The organism is Candidatus Fukatsuia symbiotica (assembly GCF_003122425.1).
Classification (GTDB): domain Bacteria; phylum Pseudomonadota; class Gammaproteobacteria; order Enterobacterales; family Enterobacteriaceae; genus Fukatsuia; species Fukatsuia symbiotica.
Window position 1 is genome coordinate 1,842,123 of record NZ_CP021659.1, and the last position, 24,910, is coordinate 1,867,032.

At 39.9% G+C, this 24,910-nt stretch carries 11 protein-coding genes; 8 read left to right on the forward strand and 3 right to left on the reverse strand.

What is annotated here, in order from left to right; genetic code table 11:
• Positions 1-376: 376 nt before the first annotated feature.
• From CCS41_RS17210 to CCS41_RS08925, 7 genes are all read left to right on the forward strand, one after another.
• Positions 377-1,216 (forward strand): methyltransferase, encoded by an 840-nt coding sequence (locus CCS41_RS17210; RefSeq protein ID WP_275887653.1) that lies wholly within the window; start codon positions 377-379, stop codon positions 1,214-1,216.
• On the forward strand, positions 1,213-1,425 hold the full coding sequence (locus CCS41_RS17215; RefSeq protein ID WP_275887654.1) for a class I SAM-dependent methyltransferase: 213 nt from the start codon (positions 1,213-1,215) through the stop codon (positions 1,423-1,425). Before CCS41_RS17210 ends, CCS41_RS17215 begins: the two co-directional genes overlap by 4 nt.
• Positions 1,426-1,544: 119 nt before the next feature.
• Positions 1,545-2,546, forward strand: a complete 1,002-nt coding sequence (locus tag CCS41_RS08905) for an L-tyrosine/L-tryptophan isonitrile synthase family protein (RefSeq protein WP_072550938.1) — start codon at positions 1,545-1,547, stop codon at positions 2,544-2,546.
• A gap of 98 nt (positions 2,547-2,644) precedes the next feature.
• Complete coding sequence (locus CCS41_RS08910; protein WP_072550943.1) at positions 2,645-3,505, forward strand: TauD/TfdA dioxygenase family protein; 861 nt, start codon at positions 2,645-2,647, stop codon at positions 3,503-3,505.
• 353 nt (positions 3,506-3,858) lie between these two features.
• Positions 3,859-6,303 (forward strand): putative mucin/carbohydrate-binding domain-containing protein, encoded by a 2,445-nt coding sequence (locus CCS41_RS08915; RefSeq protein WP_072550937.1) that lies wholly within the window; start codon positions 3,859-3,861, stop codon positions 6,301-6,303.
• 208 nt (positions 6,304-6,511) lie between these two features.
• Positions 6,512-8,206: a M57 family metalloprotease gene (locus tag CCS41_RS08920; protein ID WP_072550936.1), complete on the forward strand. Its 1,695-nt coding sequence runs from the start codon at positions 6,512-6,514 to the stop codon at positions 8,204-8,206.
• A 460-nt stretch (positions 8,207-8,666) separates the two neighbouring features.
• A complete protein-coding gene (locus CCS41_RS08925; protein ID WP_072550935.1) occupies positions 8,667-13,016 on the forward strand; it encodes a TcdA/TcdB catalytic glycosyltransferase domain-containing protein in 4,350 nt (1,449 codons plus the stop codon).
• A gap of 52 nt (positions 13,017-13,068) precedes the next feature.
• On the opposite strand, the gene tnpA is transcribed toward CCS41_RS08925, so the two are convergent.
• A complete protein-coding gene (gene tnpA, locus CCS41_RS08930) occupies positions 13,069-13,500 on the reverse strand; it encodes an IS200/IS605 family transposase (RefSeq protein ID WP_119797021.1) in 432 nt (143 codons plus the stop codon).
• A 38-nt stretch (positions 13,501-13,538) separates the two neighbouring features.
• Between tnpA and CCS41_RS08935 the strand changes: the two genes are divergently transcribed.
• On the forward strand, positions 13,539-17,069 hold the full coding sequence (locus tag CCS41_RS08935; RefSeq protein ID WP_119797493.1) for a hypothetical protein: 3,531 nt from the start codon (positions 13,539-13,541) through the stop codon (positions 17,067-17,069).
• Here CCS41_RS08935 and CCS41_RS08940 read toward each other — a convergent pair whose 3' ends face one another.
• Together CCS41_RS08940 and CCS41_RS08945 are read right to left on the reverse strand one after the other, a co-directional pair.
• Entirely contained in the window at positions 17,070-17,258 is a 189-nt protein-coding gene (locus CCS41_RS08940; RefSeq protein ID WP_162860043.1) for a hypothetical protein, read from the reverse strand.
• A 34-nt stretch (positions 17,259-17,292) separates the two neighbouring features.
• Positions 17,293-24,810: a TcdA/TcdB catalytic glycosyltransferase domain-containing protein gene (locus CCS41_RS08945; protein WP_119797495.1), complete on the reverse strand. Its 7,518-nt coding sequence runs from the start codon at positions 24,808-24,810 to the stop codon at positions 17,293-17,295.
• Positions 24,811-24,910 lie beyond the last annotated feature (100 nt).

Consider the following 24,910-nt stretch of genomic DNA (forward strand, 5'->3'; position numbering starts at 1 on the left):
ATTATTTCCTGAAAGTTAATATGGTGTCAGAATAATGAGTATAAATTAAAGTGTATTTATACAAATAAGTTGCAGAGTTGTTGCATGAAGTTTGTCTAATAAAAAAATGGAGTCTTCTTTTAATATAAACAACCAGTAAAAATTATAAATATAATAATGATTATATTTTATTTTTTCTTCTTAATTTCATGAATGCTGGATTATCAAGATAAGTTTGTCACTTATAGTGAAAATCCCCTGTTAAAAAATGATGATTGTGTTTTTTTGTTCGTCTAATAAATTTAATGGTTTTTATCTGGAATGATTAGTTTATACAATATCAGCCATAAAAATATAACCAGCAACAATAATTGTGATGTTGCTGAAGAAGGATGTCATGATGAAGCAAACTATTTGCCAACCTAAGTGTGATGACAAAATAATATTAGATATTACGATGGGTATGTATGCGTATCCTACTGTACTGGTTGCGCACCGATTAGGTATTTTTAAATATATTTCTGAGGAGAGTAAAACCTTAAAAGAAATTTGCAACCGTTTTACTCTTGCCGCTCGACCGGCCGATGCGATCTTATCTGTCATACGAGCATTGGGATTAATAGAATACACAGAAAAGGGTTATTCACTCACCCGGGTGTCGAAAGAATATTTGTTAGAGGAACGTTTATCGGAGATTAATCCCAACTATTTTGGTTATTTCTGGGATTTAATGTATGAAAACAGTGAAAATTTTTCCCTAACAAATCTTCGAGCGGCCATTACAAACAATCAGCCTCAGGTATACAATCAAGATGAGTTATTTACATCACATTTACAGCAACCTGAAAAAGCAAAACTTTTTACTGATGCTATGCATGCGTTAAGTATGGGGGCTGCCAGTATATGGCCGGATAAACTGAAATTATCCACTTATAACACAATGTTGGACATTGGCCGGGGGTCTGGTGCTCACACTCTGGGTGTGGTGACACGCTGGCCACATATTCACGGTATTATTTATGATTTTTCTGAAATATGTGAATTAGCGAGTAAATTCGTGAAGGATTATGATTTAGAAAAGAAGATAACAACTCGTTCGGGCAATATGTGGGACGAAAACGCTTCCTTTCCAGAAGCTGATATCCATTTTTATTCTAATATTTTCCACGATTGGCCAGAAGAGAAAAATAAATTCCTAGCAAAAAAAAGTTTTAAAGATTTATCCCCAGGGGAATGATAATTTTACATGAACTTTTGTATCATGATGATGGCTCGGGTCCATTAGCTGCTGCAGCATACAGTGTAATCATGCTAGGTTGGACAGAGGGAAAACAATATTCAGGTGCAGAAATAACCAGGTTGCTCGGTGATGTTGGTTTCCGTGAAATAAAAATAACACCCGCTTTAGGTTATTACAGTGTGATAACCGGTATTAAACCAAAATAATAAATACGTTGATACTTTGCTATCTTGTTAAGCAACTGTGCTAACAATTGTTATTTGCTATTATTTTTGTACGTAATTTCACCATCATTATAATAATAAAAATTTTAAAGGAATGAATCGTGGGTAATATTCACATCGAAAAGTTGGCGTTAAAAATTCTACAAGAAATTTTGTTATATCGTCGACGTTTTCCTGAACCTGAGGCACAGATAGAGGATGAAGAAAAATTAATCATTGACGTTCAGCTTCCAAGGATCTGTGAGTTTATTAAAAATGATCAGCGTATTGAATTTATTTTACCTGCATTTCCGGTTAAATCACCTAATATCAATAAAGTCATCGGTAAATTACCGGATATGGCCGAAAAAATATCACTGATTTTTCTTGATTCATTATGTAAACGCATTCAACTTTATTATTCGCCTGGCGCCCATATTATTATCTGTGCGGACGGGCATGTATTTGGTGATGTGATACGGGTGACTGATGAAGTGATCCACAATTATCAGTGTGGAATGAGAAATTTATTGCATGAGCTAGGAATAACACATTTAAGCCTGTTTAACCTAGGGAATATCGAAGAGCTGGCGGGGCATGCCAACGATTATGATCGATTGCGCAGTCTATTGGTTGATAGCTACGTCGAACCAGAAGAGAAGATTAAGGCACGTCTGATGCAGGATGCACAAGGCTTACAGTTATATCGTGCTGTTACCCGTTTTTTATTTGAAGACAATCAATCATCCGTTTACAACGGTTCCAATGCGGCTTTACAGAAGGATGCCAAACGGCGAGCCTGTAACCTGATCCAGCGTAGCTTAGCCTGGGGGAACCTACTGGCTCAGCATTTTCCTATGGCGATCCGCCTTTCTATTCATCCTCAACCTGCAGATAGCCTGAAGATTGGGATCCACATGATAGCCACTAAAGATAACTGGCTGACACCCTGGCATGGTGTAGCAGTAAATATCAACGGCCAGTTTGTGCTGATGAAACGTAAAAAAGCCGAAGAACTGAACGGCACACTGGTGATGATTCGGGGTACACCGAGCCATTATCTGATTATAAATTCTGCTATGGCGTCAGTTACTCCCGATAAAGGAGTGGGATATTACACATGAGTCATGTGTAAAACCTATCGTTTTTTTATTGCCACTCTTTTTACAAACAAAAGTGGTGGCCTTGTGAGTGGGCATAATTTTTACCAGGAATGTTAATGATGGAAAATAAATCAGGATCACTGGATTTAAATTGCAAAAGGGTAAAAAACCAACCTTTTGGTGTAGTATTACATCCACAGAATGACGGGCAAAAGGTCATGACGCTCTCCGTCAACAGATTACGCACCCTGGCACGTAGTCATCACTTGGTGGTACTGCGTGGTTTTACTTCGGATTTCGCCGACGCGGAAGTATTAGCCGAGTATGCCAAGATGTGGGGTGAGATTATGATGTGGCCGTTTGGCGCAGTACTGAACGTAATAGAGGATCAGCACGCGACAGATCATATTTTTGATAATAGCTATGTCCCATTACACTGGGACGGGATGTACAAATCGACTATTCCTGAATTTCAGTTGTTTCACTGCGCCGCCGCTCCTGCGGCTAACGAAGGAGGACGCACTACTTTTGTTGATACCAGCTTAATGATTGCTAATGCCAGTGAGCAGGTATTGGCACAATGGAAGGCGGTATCTGTCACTTACCGAATTGCACAGGTCGTGCATTACGGTGGTACATTATGTTCGCCTCTATTGGTTAAGCACCCCACCGGGAAGGGTATGATTATGCGTTACAATGAACCTCCGGTTGAAGGGAAAAAATTTCTCAATCAGCACACACTGGAATATCATGGAATAGCGCCAGAGCAACAAGCAGAATTCCGCCGGGTATTACATAAAAGTTTGTACGATGTGCGCCACTTCTATGCGCATCACTGGCAAAAGGGAGACGTCGTGATCGCTGATAATTTTTCGTTATTACATGGACGTGAAGGCTTCACTCACTGCTCTACGCGCCATTTGCAACGTGTACATATTCAATCCAGCCCTCCGTGCATCAACCAGGCCCTGAAATTGTAAGAACCCTATTCGAAATCTTTTTCATAACCTACTATAGCAGAACGCTTCTATTCTAATTATAGCATAAAGATGAATCGTGTCGTATATTTATACTGAATAGTATTCAGTATGTAATCAAAATTAAACCGTACCGCTATACGTAGTGTGAATGGATACATGACGTGAAATATTACATAATCAATTCACGAAAAATAAAATAGTTATTCCATTAAATCATCTTTATATTTTAAAAGTATTTAACTTATCGATGAAATAATGAAAAATAATGTTAAACAATGATTACTATGATGCATTCCAAAAAAAATAAATTTATATTAATTATAAATTTAAGATGAAAAGGGAGTGAAGTCATTATGAGTCATGTTCATTCTGTATCAAAAGAAATACAAGATGGCCGAAAATGGAAATCAGGTTCATCACCAGAGCGAGGGGATCCCTCCGATAGACAGGGTGAACTCACACTCACATTCAAATATCTGACGCCAAATTATCAAGGTAGAGCACACTACGATGGCGATCAATATTATACTAATTTGACCACTTTCACAGATCAACAACGAGAAATGACCCAATCTGTTCTTAATGAGATTGCAGATCTAACGGGTTTAGAGTTTCGCATGGTTGAAAGTGCTCAACCGAGCAATTTAACCTTTGGTAATTTCCTCTCTCCAGGTAACCCTATAAAAGGGTATGCTTTCTATCCCAACCCTCCCAATCCCAGTCCAGTGTGGATAAATTCTGAAAATCTGAGTAATTTTAAAAAGACGATTACTCATGAAATAGGGCATGCTCTTGGGCTGAAGCACACTAATAGTCTTGCTAATCCTAATAGTGTGATGTCGTATGACTTTTCTGTAGACGAATTACAGCTTGCTGATATTGTCGCTTTGCGGGCTTTGTATGGTCATGACACCGATCCGCGGGCAGCAGAACGAATACAAAAGCGGCTACAGGCACGGGATCAGCAGAATCAACAGAGGCAGGAAGAAGAGCAAAAACGGCTGGAAGTGCAACGGACAGAGGAAATTAAACGGGAGCAGAGAGCACAGGAAGTACGGAAAGCACGAGAGCTCGAATGGCGAGAGCATCACCGGAAATTGCGGGAACAGCAAGACCTTGCCATGGAAATACGCCGACAAGCGTCGCATAAAAGAGAAGAGCTTGTAAAAAAGAAGGCGCAAACAGATGAAGAAGAACGGGCACAGAGACGGGCACGGGCAATCGCAGAGGTAGAGGCACAGAACAGGAAACAAGCACTGGAAAATGCACGAATAGAACGGGAACATAACGAGCGATGGGCAGAGGAATTGAAACGACGTGAACGGGAAAAACAGGAATATGAGGAAAAATTGGCAAGTATAAAGCAGCAGCAGGAACAGCGAAGACAGCAACATGAAGAGCAATCTGCAAGAAGAGAAGCAACTCTGCAAAGAGAACGGCAAAGCGAAGGGTTAAGAAGAGAAGAAATCGCACAGCAGGAGGCACAAGCATACAATGAACGGGTACAGAGACGCTCACAAGAAAGAGCAGAGAGAGAGGAGAAAGACAGAAGACTGGAACACAGGAAACAAGTTGAGGAACAGGCCCGAGTAGAACGGGAAGATAATGAACGATGGGCAGAGGAACTGAAACGACGGGAATGGGAAAAACAGGAATATGAGAAAGAATTGGCACGTATCAAGGAGCAGAATGAACAGATAAGACAGCAACATGAGGAGCGATCTGCAAGAAGAGAGGAAACATGGCAAAGGGCACGCTTAGGAGATGAGGTAAGAGAAGTACAGTCTGAGAAACGACGTATAAGAGTCGTGAATCGACAGGATGAGGTACAAGAAGTACAGCCTGAGAAACGACGTATAAGAGTCATGAATCAGGCACGGGTAAAACCAGAAAATTATCAGAAAAAATTTACCTTATTGGGGATAGAAGATGCCGAATTTTCTTCTATTTCTATTGATGAAACACGTGGCGTTATCCGTGTTGATGTGATTGCCGCAACGGCACATGATTATTTCAGTAATCAGACTTATGCCAGCATTCAGGTTAAAGATAAAGAGGGAAGGATTGTTTTTTACAAAGAAATAAAAGGCACTGATGCTGAACTTTCACGTGTTGATACCCATTTTCGTGAGGGCTATCAATTGGAAATTTATCACGCTGAAGCAGAAACCCGTTTAGCGTCATCCTCTGACATGAAAGGTATCTCCGTTTCAACTTCGAAAACAAATAATTTTACTATGACAGCGACGGGTTTGGAAAGGATCCTATCTTCACATCAATTTACTTTCCTAGACAGAAGTAATTGGAAATTTGCTTCCCTTTCTGTGGATGCAACTAAGGAAATCATGAATATTGATGTCAGCAAACCATTACTTGATGACTATTTCAGGGATCATCTTTACGCCAGTATTCAGATTAAAAATACACAGGGTGAAGTTATTTTTAATAAAGAAATAAAAGGCATTGATAGAGAAGTTTCGCGTGCTGAGATCCCTTTCGCTCAAGGGTATCAATTAGAAATATACCACGCAGAAGCAGAAAACCGTTTAAAAATATTTTCTGATAATAACGTGATTGGCGTTAATTCAAGAACCAGTACGTTTATCATGACATCCACCGGTTTAGAAAAGCAGACGTTTTCACTTCAGCCAGAACAGCACAATACAACAGCAAAGATGGCTCAGGTGATGTCTACCTTTCCCTCTTCACGTTCACATGCTGTTTCGGTGCAACCGGGTAATACAGCCTACGAGAAATACAATCAACGTATTATAGCGAGAGCAAGCCGGTTATCATGATTTTCTGAAAACGAGATATATTCATTTCGCCAAATAAAAATAGAGATGTTATAAGAAAATATAACATCTTATCAGTATTAATTCTGAGTCTCTCTAAAAAATATTATTTTAATAAAAATTTATTCTGTCTGTTTATTATTTTTATATAAAAATTTTTTGTAAATAAATATAAATAGAAAGCGAAAAAAAAATGAATGGAATATATATTATGAGCGAGATTGGCGCATTAGCAAAGAGTCTAGAGCACACACAAAAATGGGATAAAAATCCTTATAAAGAGCGGGTGCTCACTTATCGATTTTTTAAGCCAAAATATAACGGGAAAACTACTGAAGGCCATACCAATTTAACCACGTATACCGACGAACAAAAAAGGATCGCAAAGTCTGTTCTTGATGAAATTGCGCAAAAAACCGGTCTAGAATTCCGTATAGCACAAGATGATGAAGCAGGCAATCTGGTTTTTGCTAATTACGATAGCAAGGGTTCGTTTGCTCCCGGTGGTTATGCTGATTACCCCCCGCAGTCTGGGACTAGCCAAATTTGGACGAATTTTGATGACATGTACAGATTCAATCGACTCATTCGCCATGAGATAGGACATGCGCTTGGGTTGCTCCATGCCCCGGACACCTCGGATCCCAACAGTGTGATGTCTTATAACCATGTTGTCGAAGAATTACAACCTGCTGACATTTTAGCATTACAGAATCTGTATGGCCGTGACACAAATGATAATACAGATGATAAACGTAGATTGAAGCGTGGTACACACATCAGGCGCTGCGGTACAGAGAGGTTTATACCGCCGGAAAACTATCAGAAAAAACTCACATTACGTGGGGCTGATGATCAAGAATTCGCTTCTTTTTCTATTGATAAAGAAAATAGCATGTTACGTTTGCACCTTAATAAAAAATTCAAACATGGTTCTTATTATACAATCATCTCTATTGCAAATAGAAAAGGCGCGATTGTTTTTCAGAAAAATATAAAAAAAAATAACAGAAAATATTCACGGTATGAAATACCGTTCAGTGACGGTTATCAGATAAAAATAGTGGAATTAGCGAAAGAATCAGAGGATCGTCTAAGGATATCAAATGATGTTACCGGTATGACAGAAGTCCTGGGTGAAGAAACGAATTTTTTGATGACCGCGACGGGTTTACAAAAGCAGGCAGTAGGTCATGAGATAAAAAATCAAACAAGTGAAGAAAGTCATATTAATGATGTCGCGGAAGGGCTTAAAGGTGGATCTAAGTGGAATAAAGAAGCGCATCAAGAGCGTATTATACTCCGTTATCAATATCCTACTCCGCAATATGACGCTACAACATCAAAATATAACTACACGAACTTGACGGGTTATACCGATGAACAAAAAGAGATCACAAAGTCTGTTCTTGATGAAATTGCAGAAAAAACCGGTCTAGCGTTTTCCCAGGTTGCCAATGATCAAGATGCTGACCTTAGCTTTATCAATTACAACACTCACGGCGAAGGGGCAAATGCGGGTTTTACTGATTATTTACCTGCTTCGCAAATGAGTACTATTGGGACGGATACCTTCAATCATACCAACCGTGAAATTTTTAGAAGCCTAGTCAGTCATCAAATAGGGCACGCTCTGGGGCTAAATCATTCTTCTTTTCATCCCCGTCACGATAGTGTTATGTCAAATTCCCTAGATATAGCAAGATTACAACCTGTTGATATATTAGCGCTACAGAAATTATACGGTGTTAATAAACCGGTACCAGAGCCAAAATTGGGTGTAGAAAGTTTGGTGCAAGAGATGTCTGCTTTTGTTTCTTCACCGGGAGAACGGGTGCCAGCACATCAGGATCAGACGGAGCAATACAATAAAGCATTTCACTTAACGAAACCGACTCCCTTTTAATCATTTTTCTTTCACTTCTATAGTCGGCTTTTTGCAAGACCGTACGCAGAATTACGCGGTATATACGAGTACATGAGGATTGCGAGCACCACGTAATGCAGAATTCGCAGCATGTATTTGCAAACACAGACAGCTGAGCGATTTAATTTTTGTTACCTAACGGATACATTGAGGAGTAAATCTACGGAGTGGCTGATATTTGTGTGCTGATCAAAATTAAATTGCGTCGTTATAGTAGGTTTTGCAATAAGTCTATTGCCGACTGGGGTTGCGAAGCACCTAGATTGGGCGCTTGTATTTTGCATACAGTTGGCATAGACTGCGCCACATTCGGCTTATTTTCGTCTATTTCTCAGTTAATGTGACGAACCCTCCCAGAGCCGATTCGTGTGACTTAATCTATTTTCTTCCTTGCTCACTATTCACACCAACATTTACGCTAATTAATAGGGAAATTGATATGCTATTTGAATTTGATGTAGAGCGCATACTTGACCAAACTGCTCAACGCGCATTCGTTATCAGCCTTCTAAGAAACATTCATGTCAACAGTGATTATTATCAACAGAATATATTTTATAAAAAATTTATCAACATCAAGAACTGCTATGAAAATCTAACGTCTGAGCAAACCACCTCAGAAGAAATGTTATTATTGCTACAGCTGCTTGATTCATTGAAAGAGAATTCCGATATATTTATCGATGAAAAAAATAAAATAATAAAAAAAAATAAATTAACTGATGTGATCCACTTGCGAATGGAAGCAATTAAAGAAACCGTGGATAAAAAAATACATTTTATTTGCCTAGTAAAAATAACTGAAATACAAAAACAATATATCGATCTGTGGATAAAACATAATCCAGATTATGAAATAAATATCTGGGTTGATAATACGGCTGCTTTAGCCTGGGAGCTGGCACTGCGTTTACAGAACGAGGCGAGTAAAGCAGCACTTACTACGCTCACTATCGGAACAGGTGAGCTTTATTCCTTATCTAAAGAAAACCGGATCATAAAGCAAAATCAGGCTTATCAAACCATTAAAACCTCTATGGAGACCCATTTTTTTAGTTTTGATCAAGCCACCTCAGAATTTCTACAAAATGAAAATTTAGCAACAAAAGATGCACTGAGACAAATCAAACGAAAAAATGAAAAAAGCATTGAGGATGCATTGAGTGAGCTGCAAAGCCGCAATCCTACAGCCAAAATTTATCGATTAAACCTACGCAACTTATCGCAACTTTTACCTGATATCTCGACTGAGACTGTCTTTGATCTTGTTCCGGATACGGATAATACACAAACGCAGCCAGATAAAAAAGAAAGCGAATGGTACATTAAAGAGTTGGCGTTACGCGGCAACCTAGCCGCGGCCAGCGATATTTGTCGCCTGTTGATACTGCAAGAATATGGCGGGATTTGTTTGCATACTGACCTGTTGCCCGCAATAAATACAACGTTGTTTAGCGCGCTTATCGACAGCACAGCGGAAGACCCAGAGGGCGCTGAAAGTCAACGGCGCATTGTCAATGTTATTTTAGAACAACAGAAACAAACGGGGAATATGCCGGAAGCGCAAGAGATGGAAGGCAATCAAGTTGTTGCTCCTCTTTTTGTCAGCAAGATAAAAGATGTGCTTGCCAGAGCGCATGAACAAAATATTCCTCTCTTCAAATCGCTTAACGAATTGAAAGTGGATCCCTATTTTCAATGTCAGTATGACGCGGGCTATAACCGGGCAGTGGTCGCGAAAAGGGACAGTTTATGCATCAAAAAGATGCTAGACAATCTCAATAAGGGTCATTTGCTCATTAAACATAGCCTTTACAGCATTGACCGGTTAACCCTGATCGAATGGAACCCTGAATTCGCTCAAACAGCCCTCAAGCAACGGCTAGTGGAATTATCGTTGCGGTTTGATGCGAGTGTATTGGTTCAGTATCGTGATGACAATATTGCCCACAAGGGGAAACATGCTCGTTCAAGCGATGAACTGACCGGGAGCCGTGCTTATGACTATGCTTGTGCCGATTTGTATAATCAGGTCGAGATTGAACGCACTAAAACACTCATGGCATCCGAACAACCTTTTATCAATGTGTTCTTTTTAACCGAAGAAACTTATCAATCACATTTATCAGGGCCGATGCACGACAACAGCCTGCTCATTAACCGCCCGTGCTACGATCAGCAATACATTATCCAGCTCTACGCCAACACAGCAGCGCTAGCAGCCGCTAATTTCCTCTATCAGCAAAATCCTCTGTTAAGTATTTGGTATTGCTATGATCCCAGCACACAACAATTAGCCAAAGTTGCTGGCACTGAATACCTTGGCGACCACCGAAAAAAAAGAATTATTTTGGTGGATAATAGAATGGAGAACAACAGCGCCGACCTCAACATCGATGGAAAAATAATCGCTAATTTACTGCTTCATAAACCGCTATTCATTAATCAACCACTATTGAGAAACCGCGACATCATTACGCAATTGAGCCTCATGGTTACTGAGTTTTCAATCGTTGAATTTACGGAAACAGTTAAATTTTTAGAAAAAGATATTAAGCAGCCCGGCGAAAATTTTCAGCCGCCCCGTTTTATTGTTGATTTTTGTGCTGTTCTTACTGAAAAAGAAGTAGAAATAAAACGCACAATAATCCAGGAAAAACTCATTACTGTTGATACCATCGGCTTGAAATGGACAGGTACGGCAACATCATCAGGCATGACATGGAATTTGACACAACCTGGCGACAAAAAAATCATTATCAATAATAATGAAGAAGATGATCAAAAAACGTTACTCTCTCACCCCTTAGAAAAATACCTTATTGATCCCAATAAAATCGTTACTGCCTTCCAACCAGAGCCTTTTACACTAGGTTACATCACTAAGACACCTATCATTCATCAGGAAAAGCTATCCGCCTGCTGGATTCATGAAGGCACCGCCCAGGCACTGTTGGACAGCGGACAACAAGGTGCACTGTTAGTGTCTGCCGATAGCATGGTATTACTGGTTGCTATGGGGGGAGGCGGGGGAGAAATCATTATTTTTGATCGCCAACTCGCTAAGATAGCACTCCTGATGGAGGCATTAACCAGCTCACTATTAAAGAAGAATTACACCGCTTGGTTTGATTCGCTGAATCTTTCCAACGGAAAATTAGCATTGCAATCTTTGATCAACAAACTATTCCATGATCCTCAAGTCGCTTTTGAGCGGCTACAAAGTCGGGTACGTCACAACCAATTTACGTTTTACCATATAGATTTAGCTAAAAATAGAAACACACGGGACATCAACAAAATATTACAAAAAATGTACAGTAAAAGCGACATTATTTCCGCCATTTATCTAGGAAATATTGATGATATTATTTTTTCAGATCGTCAAAAAGTAATAAAGAATAGCATGGAATTAAATATTACAACGATGGCGTCGACTATTTATGATATTAATAATTTTCTTAAACTTTTACCTAAAAACATTGCGCTTTATTATCATTCTTTTTATATCACTGATTATAATACAAAAACATTCTCTACTAAAATAAATAGATTACAAGACAATTATAGCAAGATTAAATATATAGAACGCATTAAACAATCAAAAGCGGACTATATTAGCAATAATGTTTCCCCTTACATTTTATCATTCGCTGCTAATCAGATAAAAATTGCAGGTAGACTTGGAGATGAATGGATAGCGATGTTATCAGATATCCGCTACTACCCATTGGAAAAAAAATATAGAATACCCTACCTGAATATTAAAAATCTTGTTGAAGTAAAAACATTAGAAACAACCAATCAAATTTTTACTGCCATCAACCCATTATTAGACAAGTCAACAGCAATCATTCGGCAATTTTGTCGATTTGGCAATGGACAATTACCAACTAAGCACTTGAATAAAAAAAAGTATATTGACAATATAGAAAATAAAGCTGATTTTACTACATCGGTATATCAATTTGGAGATGATATTGATACGGGGATTAATAATATTAGCCGAATATTTATTGATTTAAGAAAAGCGCTCGATATCTATTTCGCTCTATCTGTTCCGATAGATATTAACAACGTGTCCAACACCGCCGATACCGCAACTGATATACAATTAACATTATTTAGAGAGGGTAAACTCAGTAAAATTCCAGAAAGAATGAAAAGTGTTAACCGTTTTTTTAACATGGTGAGTAGAACAAACAATAAAAAAACCGAAATCATGGCTTCTCGATTAGCCAGAAAAAATTTTGTACTGAATACTGATGAGTTAATCGAAACCAAAGAGCAAGAAAAACATCATCTTACTATGATACGGATCACAAATGATGTCATGAACACAGCTTTTAGCATCCCGGGTATTATTGCAACGGTAGTGCTATCCATAATTAACATTATGCTGACTGAACTTAGCCAATTTATGATGCATAAGACAAAAAATTCATTGGAAGATAGAGAAAATGTACAGGCTTGGGGGCACTATTTCAATCATATGAGTGAGGGATGGCAGCGGGGAGGATTTAGTCTTGAGAAAGGCGTTTTACTTCCGTCGGAAGGGGTTGTCATTAGCCAAATCGATCTACGAAAACACAACAATCCTACCGTACTGTTCGATAAACAGGGTCAACAAATACGAAAAATGCAAGATATTGGCATTCCTGTAGATATGAACACTTATATTAATTTACGTATATTAGAAGGCGTAGACGAAAAAAAAACCATCACTGATCTGCAAGACAACCCTAGTTTGAACAAAGTAAATATCCCCCGGCAAAGCCGGGGGCTTTAATTATTAGCCCCTAGAAGAGGCCAACAAACCTTGAACCGCCTGAAGGCGGTCATTACATCCTAAGCTTCAATTGTTCATAATGATTGTCTTGTTTTTCTTGGTATCGAATGTAAGCTCGTATCAGCTCTTCGTTCAAACCCACTGTAGATACAAAGTAACCTCTAGCCCAAAAATTCTCACCACTATAATTCCGGACTTTACCCATAAACCGTCGTACGATTGAGATTGCACTTTTTCCTTTTAGATAACCCATTACATATGACACTGAATATTTCGGCGGAATACTTATGCAAATATGGATATGATCAATCATCAAATGTCCTTCAATAATTTTGCATTCCTTCTGACTTGCTAACTCGTGAAACATCTCACCGAGATGCTTTCTAATTTCACCAAATATTGTTTTTTTACGGCCTTTCGGGATAAAAACAATGTGATACTTACAATCCCATTTCGTATGGCTAAGACTCTGGTAATCTTTCATTTGAATTTCCTATCTCTTGGTCGAGATAGAAGATTCGGGTGACCGCACCACACGGTCAAACCTTACGGAGTCCCCCGGCAAAGCCGGGGGATTACCTAATTTTATTTATCTTACCGGTCACACCGAAAGCCAATATGGAGCCTGTTTATGATTCCGTATTATTCCCCGTTTTGCAAACCTCACCTGAATTTAAAACCATGCGCGGCTTCGCGCAAAAAAATCCCGGATTTATCTTTGCAAAACAGATAAAAATAGGAGCGGGAATAATACCAGTATGGATGGCACTAACCAAGATAATATTTAGCTACAGTATGACGAAAATAGATATTTTATTAGGAAATGGTGACTATAAATTTATTGCACCCGGTATTAGTGAAGATCAACAAGTAAAATATAATATATACAAAAAATATTTACATTATACGTTCTGTGCACCAGAAACAGGAGATGCTGTTGTGGTGTTAGGATTAAATAAAGTCCAAGCCAATGTCACAATAAAATGCAGTAATAATAAAGTAAAGTGGGTTATTGCTGCCAGCCATCTGTTCGGTATACAGGTGATCCTGACTGATTCAGTATTAAACTTTTATCGTCATCTACCGGACAAGGCATCGAATGAAACTCATAATAATAAAACGGAAGCCATTAATATTAATATTACTGACATCAAAAATACACAAATTATTATTCAACTACCTAGCGGTCTCTTTGAAGTCGATAGCAAAAACCTAAGGATAGTTCCATTACAGGTTAATGTACAAACCCTGCTGGATAATAAAGTTATTGCCAATAAAGATCATAGAACGGTAAAAAAATATCTGGCTGAATATACCAAAGGCATGAAAGAAATTATTAAATTACTGCGGATCAATAATTTTAATCCCATTGAAGAAGAACAAAGTAAATATTGTTTTTATTCTTTATGGCAAAACGATTTTATTTACACAAAAACCTCCGACAACACACTTTTTACGCATAAAATAAAACGCACTCATGTTGAGTTATTATTTAGCAATGAAAAATATGCCTGGTATAAGGGAAATATCTCAGTCATTATTCCACATCAGATTGATTATGATCAATTTTCTGCTCAAACCATAGTAGCCAGTATTTATACTTATCGTAATATCTGCTGGGTATCCGATTTTAATACTAAAGAGCTGATAAAAATCTACCTGCCTGTAAACTACAAAATGGATATAAAAGTAGTGAGGGCACAGATAGAGCAGGATATAGAACGGGATATAGATACATCTTTGTTAGAGCGCTTCAATTGGCAACGGTTGATAAAGATCTATTTTAATATACATCATCAAGTTGATACAGAATCCAGTAATATGCAGACAGAAGAGTATAAGTATAAATCTCCGGGGACACTAATCAATTGGCAAGTTTCTCCAGGTACTATTCGTTTTCAGCAGGAATACACTTATCTCAATCCAGGCTCTGACTTTTATCCTTCCCACACCGTTCAAGCTTTGCTTGACTATCTTATTGACACTGATGATATTGATAACAGCTTACAGCTCATTCAAGCCAGCGGGTTGCCAGAAAGTGTGCTAAATACGCTCTCAACAGAGAAAAGCTTTCGGGTGTTGACCGATCTTATCGTCAGACAGAGTGGCAGCGGTAACATTGATCCCATGTTGAATATTAATCCCCTACTTGACGAGGCCAGACCGCAGCTGCTACATAAAAGTCTGTCTCCAATCCGCGTACCCCAAACGGCGCTACTATCCATCAAAAAAACGCAATCCCAGCTGGTAGACGATCACCCCATAGAATCTTTTAACCATCAGCTAATATGGCCAGTACTGAGTGAGAGTTATGACCTAAATGAGAAAATTTCTGCCAAAATAGATGCCAGCATGATGAATAATGTCGATTATCTTATCAAGCCGGCGGGAAGAGCGCCGGTAGAAAAAAGCAGTGATAACCATCGTCACTATTATTTTTGGTCCCTCACCCCGCCAGCTGATCATCATCAACCGGTTAAATTGTATGTGCAACAAGACAACGACGATGCTAGAGAAATAGATCTGAGTGATTTCGGCCTGGATAACCAACAGGTATTAAGCATTCAGGATACACTGCTCAGCATAAGAAATGGGCTAATTTATCGTCTATCTGATCGTGATTCTCTTACCCTGGTCGGGGTAAGAAAGATTTGGCTCGAACAGCAGATAAATTGGCCGATCGCGCTACAACATTACGTAAGAACACAGCAAGATCGGCTACATGGTGTTTCAGCGCTGCCTGCCGGGCAAAAAAAAGCGATTAAGGTAGGATCACATCTTACTCTGTTTGGCTTACTCATGGATGAGGAAGGGAAGCCACTGCACGCCTGGTATCAATGTGATGGAGAGCAATTTATTCTTTGCCAAAGTAGTTATTGGCAAAAACTGTGCTACCTGGGTATGGCACATGAGGTCAACGGCCAGCAAGGGGCCTGGATTTCAGCAGAAAATACTAGCGGAAAAAAAACGCTTGGCTACGTATCTACTCTGGATCCGAATCAATTAGCGGCTATTTTTAGCGGCAATCTATTGGCCAATAAAGCGCTAATCCCCCATCTGATCATACAGAGTATGGGCAACGTATTAGCGGAAAAAGATAAATTTTTAGCTTATATTATTCTGCAGGATAATGGCGATATAAAGGCGATTACTGAGGGCGGATTGATTTTTTATATCCGCAAGCAAGCTAACGGGTTCGATATCCTATTGTTATCCGCCACCGATAACTTCATTGATGGTTATTATCAAAACGAAATAGTAGACATCCCACAATTAAAACAAGATTTTAGCACACTCTGCCATTATTATGGTGTTCCCGAAGTAATACCAATGAATTGTAGAAATCAGCATCGAGGCTGGTATCACCCCGCCAGTCAAAAGCTGTTTATTATCCATGATGCCGATCGATTATATCGTTATCTTGGTTTTAACAAATGGGATAAATCGGCTTGGTTTATTCGTGCTGCTAGCGTATTTTCAAGCCAGCTATTACTTAAAATTTATGATAATGGTGGCCGGATCACTTTTCCAAACCAAAGCCCCTGTTACCAACGCTGGGATAATTTGCTGGTATTAAAAGCGGATCACGTGCTCAAGCTCACTGAGCAAGCACACGTAGAAATTGACGTACCGGCTTTATTAGTGATCATGACCGACGATCAGCAACACATGAGCTTTACGTTTAATGCCACCTTGTTTCATTACGCAGTGACTTATATTTGTAACATTACTACTAACAATCAGAAGAAAATATATTGCCAGTTCTCCGATAGCACTGATTTTTCTAAGATGCTTATCACCCGGGAACAGGAAGATTTGAGAGTGTTTGTTGGTGATAAACTACTGGTGGTTATTGGTGCGTTTCTAGAGGGTGAAGATGGCGAGACGGGTGGAAAAATACAATTTGTTTTTAACAACCAATACACAACAGCTAAAACACTGGCGACATACTATAGTGATAGGATCGGTGGAGTCGGTATGTTTGACAGCGATCAAACTGACAATATTTTGCTTCCTATTGTCGATTCACTGTTGCAAAAAGTAGCCGGTTAGTTATGCGGCGAATGCAGGAAATGGAGCCGCAAGATGACCGTCCATTGTCCGTTTATCTTCGCTTATATACAGGGCATGGTAATATTTCTCCAAGACGAGAAGAGAGATGCTAACATCAATTGGAGAACCCGCCGGCGGCAGACTATCGAGTGTGGTGCCATAGTATTCTGATAAGCCTGTCGCTGGCATAGCGATTCCTTTGAACATGAACTCAATATTATTCTTATCCGAAGCAAATAACATTAACAAGTTTTCTTCTACAATCACGCAAATAGACCAGCCTTTTTGCTTTTTGTGAAATCAACGGCTTTTTTGGCGTATTCGGCATAATACATCTTAGCCTTCCTGGGTTAGTATGTGCCAGGTATATCATGGCGTAGCTAAATTTATCGATCTGAAAAGTAAAAGATTCATATTTAGCTTGGTTAAAAGGGGTGATTATCAGTAAGGCTGGCACATCAACATTGATATAGTCATCTTCATCAAGCACTGAGACAGGGCCACTGTCCAAAATAAGGAGGAAGGAGGTGCGTTGGTATAATATGCCCTTATTCACTATTCTCTTTGCTAATCCACCATTTTGATCCATCTTTATCAAATCCCACTGTTCACCTTCTTGGCTGTTAAAATAAGCACAGTGATTTTTACTGTCATAGCCAAGATATTTATTCAAATTATGTATTTTTACATTTCCCGATCCATCCGTGGAAAAAGGTAAAAACAGTTTATTGCTGTCCGCGTGATACCAACCCTGCTGATCATTAGCTAACATCACTCTGATAACTTCAAAGTAGAAATAATATTGAATTAACTGGTTAAGCTCAGTTTGGAGAGTCAACCTATAGGTTTTCTGCCAAATAGCAGAATTAGGCGTGATTGCCGATAAATTTTCTTTCTTTGCCTGTGCTGTAGTAAAAACAGGCGTAACGGCTAATAACGTGGCTTTAAATTCTGCATTTTTTCTACTGATATACAGTAACAGTCCGTCAGTGGTTGTCCCTTTTATTACTCCTCTTTCTGGGCTAACTTGTATAAAAGAGAGGGGAGTGGCAGATATTCGCGAAATGAGTGTCATCAGACTCGGTATTTTTGTCGCATTTTTTAAGATTATTTTGTGAAAGCACACGCTTAATTCATCGATTGTCATGGAAGTAATGTAGCCTATTTCCTTCTGATGGTTGTCCTTAATTTTGACGATCCAAGCCCCGTTTTTGCTTTTACTGTCCATTTGCAGGTAAGTTATCTGTTGGTTTTCTTCGTTTTTACAAAGAATAAACTGCTTACTAGCAAAATCATACCAGGCAGATAGCGGTTTTATCCCGTCACTCTGTAGTAAGCCGGATAACGTTAGATAAGGGGCAATACCAATGGGTTTTGTTTGCCCTGGTGGCAGTGAAATCAAGCCTTCCATTCTTTCTGTCAGCTGATCAATATGTTTTTTAAAATAAACCCACCAATTATTTTGTTTCAATAACCAAGGTTGCCCTATTCCTGCCAATAAAATAGTGTGGTCATCGTCAAGGCCGTACAATAATCCGTTCACTGTATTAATAATCGCATTATCTATGCTCAACACCTGGTTATTATTTATATTAAAATCACTTAAACACATTTCTATTGCCGGATTTGTATCCTGTTGACTATATAATTTTAGAAAATTTCGGTGCTTATCGCTAATACACCAGAAATGGTAATGTTTGGTGCTGGTTTGTAGCTCGCCTTCCACAGCGACATTTTCATCGATAATTTTGGTTGTTGTTCCTGCGTAGCTAATGATCTCATTGGGATTATTGAGTACCGTATCAGGAAGACTTGCGTCGACATGCCCCTTTACCACTATGCTGCCTTGCAATGGCCATATGACGCCACGTCCTACGGAAAAAAGGGTATCTGTTTTAAGATTATCTATTGCTTTTACATTTTGTCCCGTTCCTGTCGAGGGATCCAGCTTACTATGGGGTAGAGGGCTGATCTCTGCATGGATATTGAGTTTCATGAAATGATGAAGTGTATTTAAATCCAAATTTTGGATAAGTTGATTTTGTATTTCTGGCGGTAAGTTATCAATTTCAGTCACTATCAATCCTTTTTCAGGATAACGGGTATCAATCTTGTATCTGATACCCAGATATTGCTTACCATTAGGCTGCTGATAGCGATAGCGTTGTTCAAAATTGATGTATCTGGTGATATCTTTGGGTTGATTGATGATGTTAATGGTAGATTGAGAAGGAAATTTTATCTGTTGTCGCTCAGCTTGATTTTGAGAATTAAGCACGTCGGGCAGATGACAGAAGGGGAGATAAATATGTTTCAGCCTATTGGTAGCAATTTCTGATACCCAAAAGAGATTTCGATAGCAGTAAAGATACTCCATGCCTTCAGACACTTCCTGTATCAACAAATCTCCCTTAAACCAAGCATACTCCTCGCTAAAAAAAAGGGTCTGGACATTGCTACGCCGGGTATTTTCAAATAGCGTACCTGGCTGGTTTTTGGTATGGACAAAATCTTCATTGTGTACGGAATAATAAACTTGATCGCTTTTTTCGTCACCAGTAAGGGAAAATTTTTGTATGGGAATGTAGAGCGGGAAAAAGCGTTTATCTTTAATCATTTGTTGCAAATAGCGTTTTACCAGTGTTGACTCTTTCATTGCCGGTGACATGCTCTTGGTCTTATTATCAGGATCAAGCTGGCGGATTAATGCTGGTGTTAATAAAAACATGAAATACTTGGCGTTAAACTCCCTGACAATTAACCGATTACTGTCGGTGGGATTGGTTGTCACCACGCCTAAGGGTACCTGAAAAGTAAATTGGGTGTTATTACGCTGGGTAACGTTGATGGCAATGACATTGATTTCACCTTGTGCATCCGGATCCTTGTCATATATCTCGTAGCCACCGGGGGTTGGACGTGCAAGCATATCGGGAAGATAGGAATGATTAGCATTGACGATCCAGGTGATATCAGGATTACTACGTTCGATGGTAATATCAGCCTGACCTCTATTCAGTACCAGGAAAATGGTCGCCTTTCCCTCCTCTGGGCCATATAGCCGATAATGCAAATAATTTTTGCATACAGACTCGCTAATTTTTTTATCTTTCTTAATCCCCGGAGCCATCACTTTATAAGTGTGATTACCGAAATAAACGTTGACATCTGTTTTTTCGTAGTGATATTTCAGATCGTTGATGACCATCCAGTCGATTCCCACAAATTCCTCAACTTCGTCTAAAACAGGCAAGAAATAGGGCGTGAAAGAATCCGGAGACTTGTGATATTCAAAAATAAAATGCGGATCCTGAGCAGCAAAGTCACGCATAGCGCCAAACTCGGCATCATTTCGCCATTCAACGAAGTCTGCTTCGGCATACGACGGATTAATTTTGGCACGGGGTGACCAAGGTAAAATGAGCGTTTTCAAGGCAGGTTGATGGGCGGCGGGGAGATTGGCGACCGTGATGAACTGGTTTTCGGCTATACCACTTAACTCACGCAGGTTGATGTAAGCGGCAGAGTCATTGCTGTCAGCAATCAGATCCTTTCCTTGGTCGGTTTTTTTGCGCATTTGCGCCCCTATTTCATCGAATATGACTCGAGGCGTTCGGATTTCTTCTAGGTGGATGGCTTTAATAACCGCTCCTTCTAATGGCACCAGTACTTCATGATTAACCACAGCAAATCCACCCCGCTCAAAACCTTTTTTGAGTTGGTTAAACCGCTCACCTAAAATTTGGGCAGTAGTGATATTATCAATATTTTCTCCCAGGATTTGACTCACTTTCTCACTTAACCTGGACAAACCATAACTTGCGCCAATAACTAACAGTAACGGGAAAAAGCCTTCTGTGGTGGCCATCAATTTCCAACTTACCGCGCTAAAAAGCACACCCACACTGTCGAATGCCATCCTGGTGATAGCAAGACTGCGTTGACGATCGTTGTTGGTGGTGTTTAATAGATAGAGATTAGGCAAAAAGCTTATGCCAGCCCCAATAAAACCGGCTGCTGTGGTAAATTCACCTAAATTTTGTATGGTTTTTGATTGGTAAAACTTCTCACTGTAGCCTAAAAAGGCATTAACCGTTCCAGGGAAGCGCTGTGATAACCATTTGGATTGAGCGATAGAGGGTGCCAATCTCTCAGCACCTTCGGCGAGAGTCGGCGTTAAACTGAGTAGGTTATTTATATCTGCCGCCACTGACATTTGGGTATAAAGTTTCATGGCAGGATCTTCCTCTTTACTGCCGGCGTAGATCGCGTGCTTTAAAAAACGATAAATAGACACAACGGAATCGTCAAAATTGGCGAAGCCACCCACTCCGCCCATACGCCCCAGGCTCCTGGCAATCGGTTCCTTTTTTCCGGTTAGTCGGTAATTTTGCTTAATTAATTCAGCATTTTTGTCTAAATAGATCCTCATTTCAGCAAAAATGGAGTTGTGAGTGGTAACATCCACCATTTTGTAGTTGGTTGTATTCAAATAGCTGATGGTGTATTTTTCATCCAACGTATTGTATTGCAGCGTTGAGAAGAGTATCACCCATTCTCCCGGTGCTAACCGATTATTCTGCAATGTCTCCTGATTGATACGTTTCCATGTCTGTTTACGTACGTAATTATCAGCAGTAACCAAGCTCGGGTAGGGTTCTCCCTGCCAATTAAGTTGCTGTGATCTTCGTATGTAATCATTATTGACATAGTCTTTCAGCGTAATGCGCTGACCCTGTTGTAAGCTGAACTTAGGATCCCACAACGAGTAATAATAACGCTTGAGTGGGGAATGAGGTGCTTGGCCGCTATTCTCCAGGCGGCTTAAATTGGTTTCGAGGTTTTCTAAACGGCGAGTAGCCCATTCTAATTGAGGAAGATTGCCTTTGTCTGCCTGTCTATTAGACAATAGCAGCGCCTCCAGACTCCCCAAAAAAATCGCCTTAATCGCGGTTTTACTTTTCATCTCCTTACATATTGCCATCGCACTGTCATTTTTGCCTAGATCGAGGTTGAAAAAGGTGATGCGTTTGCCTCTTACTCGCCATTGCAGGCGCTTAAAGGCTTGATCTCGCGCTCTGGAGGTTGGAAAAAGGGTATTGACCAGCCGGTTGAATGCCGTTTTTCCGCAGCTAAAATCAAGTATTTCATACCAATCTGCGTAGGTTTTGATCTCAAGGCTCTGCTTCAAAGCTTGCATCACTGCAGCAATCCGGGAAAGGTTAGGATCATTAATGATGAACTCATGATCAACTTTACCCATCGCGGCGATTAATGCCATACTCTCGGCCACGGTTACCACGACACCTTGCTCCATCGCGCCTAATATTCCTTCAATCGTTGTTTGATCTATCCATCCGTCGAGCTTTGTCGGATCCTTCATCCATGTTACTTGTTTTGCGGGATGGATAATCGGTATCTCTATCACCGAACCGAGTCCAAAAATGGTTTGATTAGCGTCAACCAGAGTGATAACTTCATTGCGTATCACCCTACTCTCGCTAAGAGGCCGGGTTGCATAGGATACCGTCAATCCATTGGTCGATCGTGTGGCGATCACTTCTCGGCTATTCTCTGTCGCGCGATTCCAGTCGATTTCTGTTACTACGGAGTGATTTGCCCCCACTGTGGATAACCTACCCTGCCATTTACGGCCCATCCCATCGACAGTAAAGAGATTTTCTTGTACAACAATGTGATCGACCTTTATCTTACGATCAGGCTTATCAAAAGCATCATAGAGGCCCTCAATAGAGAGGGGCTGGGTGCCTTGTGCTGATCGCTGACAAGCTACAAGGGTCAGCTGTTCTATGGAGGTACTGATTGGTAGCATAGCCTTCAATAGTCCTACGATTTTTAGCTTGTGCAAGGTGGTGATGGAGGTTCCATTTCCTACCCATAGGATGTATTTACCTGCATTGACAGTCGCTACTGTGGCTGGTTGAAGGACGAGCTGATCTTTTACCTCATCGTAATAATACCAGTCGCTAACATCCCTATTTTGATTGTATAAAAACTCGGCGGCTTTTTTGCTTATCTCATCATTGTAGAGCTGTATAATGTATTGACCGCCGTACTGGGGAGCGTTGGCAAAAGGTTTAAGATAGTGCATTGGTCCCATCAAATGAGATCGCGCGACCTCTTCGGTTAACAGGTTCACCGCACTGAAGGAAGGTGTATACCTTTTTTGAAAAGTATAAGGATTGGTCGGAAACACTTGATCACCTTGTGCATCCAGGGCCTCCTGTAATAGCTGTGAATACGTCAAATCATAGGCGGGCGTGCCCAAAAGCTCAGGGCTGGTTTGTGGATACTGATTGAAAATATCCCATCGATAATAAAGAACCGCCTTAGCACTGATATGAAGACCTGCACGCTGCACATCTTCTGTAATCTTAGGGATGATGGGATGCCATAATGTTCGGACGGTTGTATCAAGACCGTGGTGATTATAGTCCTCAATGATCTTATAGGTCTTGGCAAAATTGGCTAACAATTGAGTAATAAAGGGATTGTCTTGTCTGTCGCTAAATTTTTGTACTGCCACGGCGTTGATATTACCATCAGCATAAGAACATTGAAAAAAAGGGTCGACCTTAACGTCACCCAGCCTTTTAAATAATGGGATCTGTTTCTTCAAGGCATCTTTGATCACTTGTTCTATTTTTGCTCGCTTTTTGGGAACGATAGAATAAATGGGATAGTCCTTGATCAATTTTGCACGCGCGGGGATTTGATTGGGGCTCTGATCGGTCTTTACTAGTTCATCGAGGATAAGACTGGTAATTGCTGCAACACTTTGCGTCCCTTTAGGATCCTGGACCGTGGTTTGAATCAAGTTTTGGTGCCCAACATAGAAGAGTTTTTCGTTGATAGCGGGCAGCAAGTTAGTCGCCAAATAAATGCCCCCGTCTTTTTGCAACCGCTCTAGGCCGAGTATATCACTTGCGGTAACCATATTGCCCCGTAAGACCAGTTCCGTTAAGTAATGCGAGGACCAGGGAACAAGTGCCTCACCACTGGTAATGAGCTTGATATCTGTTTTTGGATTAGCCTTCTGCAAATTTCTATGGGCAGCTCCCATCCCCATTCTATTTGCGTAACCTATCTCTTCCAGCTCTTCAGCACTGCCTAACCTTCTATTTTGACAGTATGCTTTGACACAGTTATCAAAACTCGGTTTACCATCCCCCATATTGGTTTTTATATTTTTTTTTACGTAGCTAAAAGCCTCGTTTTGCCAGCGAAATAGTGTCGTTGGAAAGGTATTTCTTGAATCGTTCAATACTTCTTTGCTGGCCTGTTTTTGTATTCGTACAGCAAGCTCTTTTGCCAAAACCGCGTATTCATCCACATGGACCCTGATGGCATAATCTGGATTGGTTTGTATCCAAAGATTAATATAATCCCTCTGGATATCTGTTATTTCACACAGGCAGACAAAATGCAAAATTTTAGGCACGCGGGTCATTAGAGCGTTTTTACGTGCTAAAAGTATATTTGATAAGAAAGCATTATATCGTTTTTCACCTTTTTTATTATGAATAACAATCCATTTATCCAAGCAGTCCAGCATTTTAAATAAGAGTTTGGTTTCTTCTAATGACGATATAGGTTTCGTAAGGGACAAATAATTATTCCTGGCTTGGATAAATTTATGATAATTACCATTTTCTTTATTGTATTCCGTTTGATCTACAGTGATATTTTCTAGTTGCATCGCGACATTTTTGTATTCCATTTTGTTTTTGCTCCATTTTTATTTGTGGTTTATCGTGACTGCGGTTGCTGTGCGCCAGGTGCCTTGAATTCGCATCACGAACGACGGTTTTGCAAGAAGT

Coding starts and splice junctions, on each gene's coding strand:
- CCS41_RS17210 (WP_275887653.1), top strand. CDS start 377: ATGATGAAGCAAACTATTTGCCAACCTAAGTGTGATGACAAAATAATA.
- CCS41_RS17215 (WP_275887654.1), top strand. CDS start 1,213: ATGATAATTTTACATGAACTTTTGTATCATGATGATGGCTCGGGTCCA.
- CCS41_RS08910 (WP_072550943.1), top strand. CDS start 2,645: ATGGAAAATAAATCAGGATCACTGGATTTAAATTGCAAAAGGGTAAAA.
- CCS41_RS08915 (WP_072550937.1), top strand. CDS start 3,859: ATGAGTCATGTTCATTCTGTATCAAAAGAAATACAAGATGGCCGAAAA.
- CCS41_RS08920 (WP_072550936.1), top strand. CDS start 6,512: ATGAGCGAGATTGGCGCATTAGCAAAGAGTCTAGAGCACACACAAAAA.
- CCS41_RS08925 (WP_072550935.1), top strand. CDS start 8,667: ATGCTATTTGAATTTGATGTAGAGCGCATACTTGACCAAACTGCTCAA.
- tnpA (WP_119797021.1), bottom strand. CDS start 13,500: ATGAAAGATTACCAGAGTCTTAGCCATACGAAATGGGATTGTAAGTAT.
- CCS41_RS08940 (WP_162860043.1), bottom strand. CDS start 17,258: ATGCCAGCGACAGGCTTATCAGAATACTATGGCACCACACTCGATAGT.
- CCS41_RS08945 (WP_119797495.1), bottom strand. CDS start 24,810: ATGGAATACAAAAATGTCGCGATGCAACTAGAAAATATCACTGTAGAT.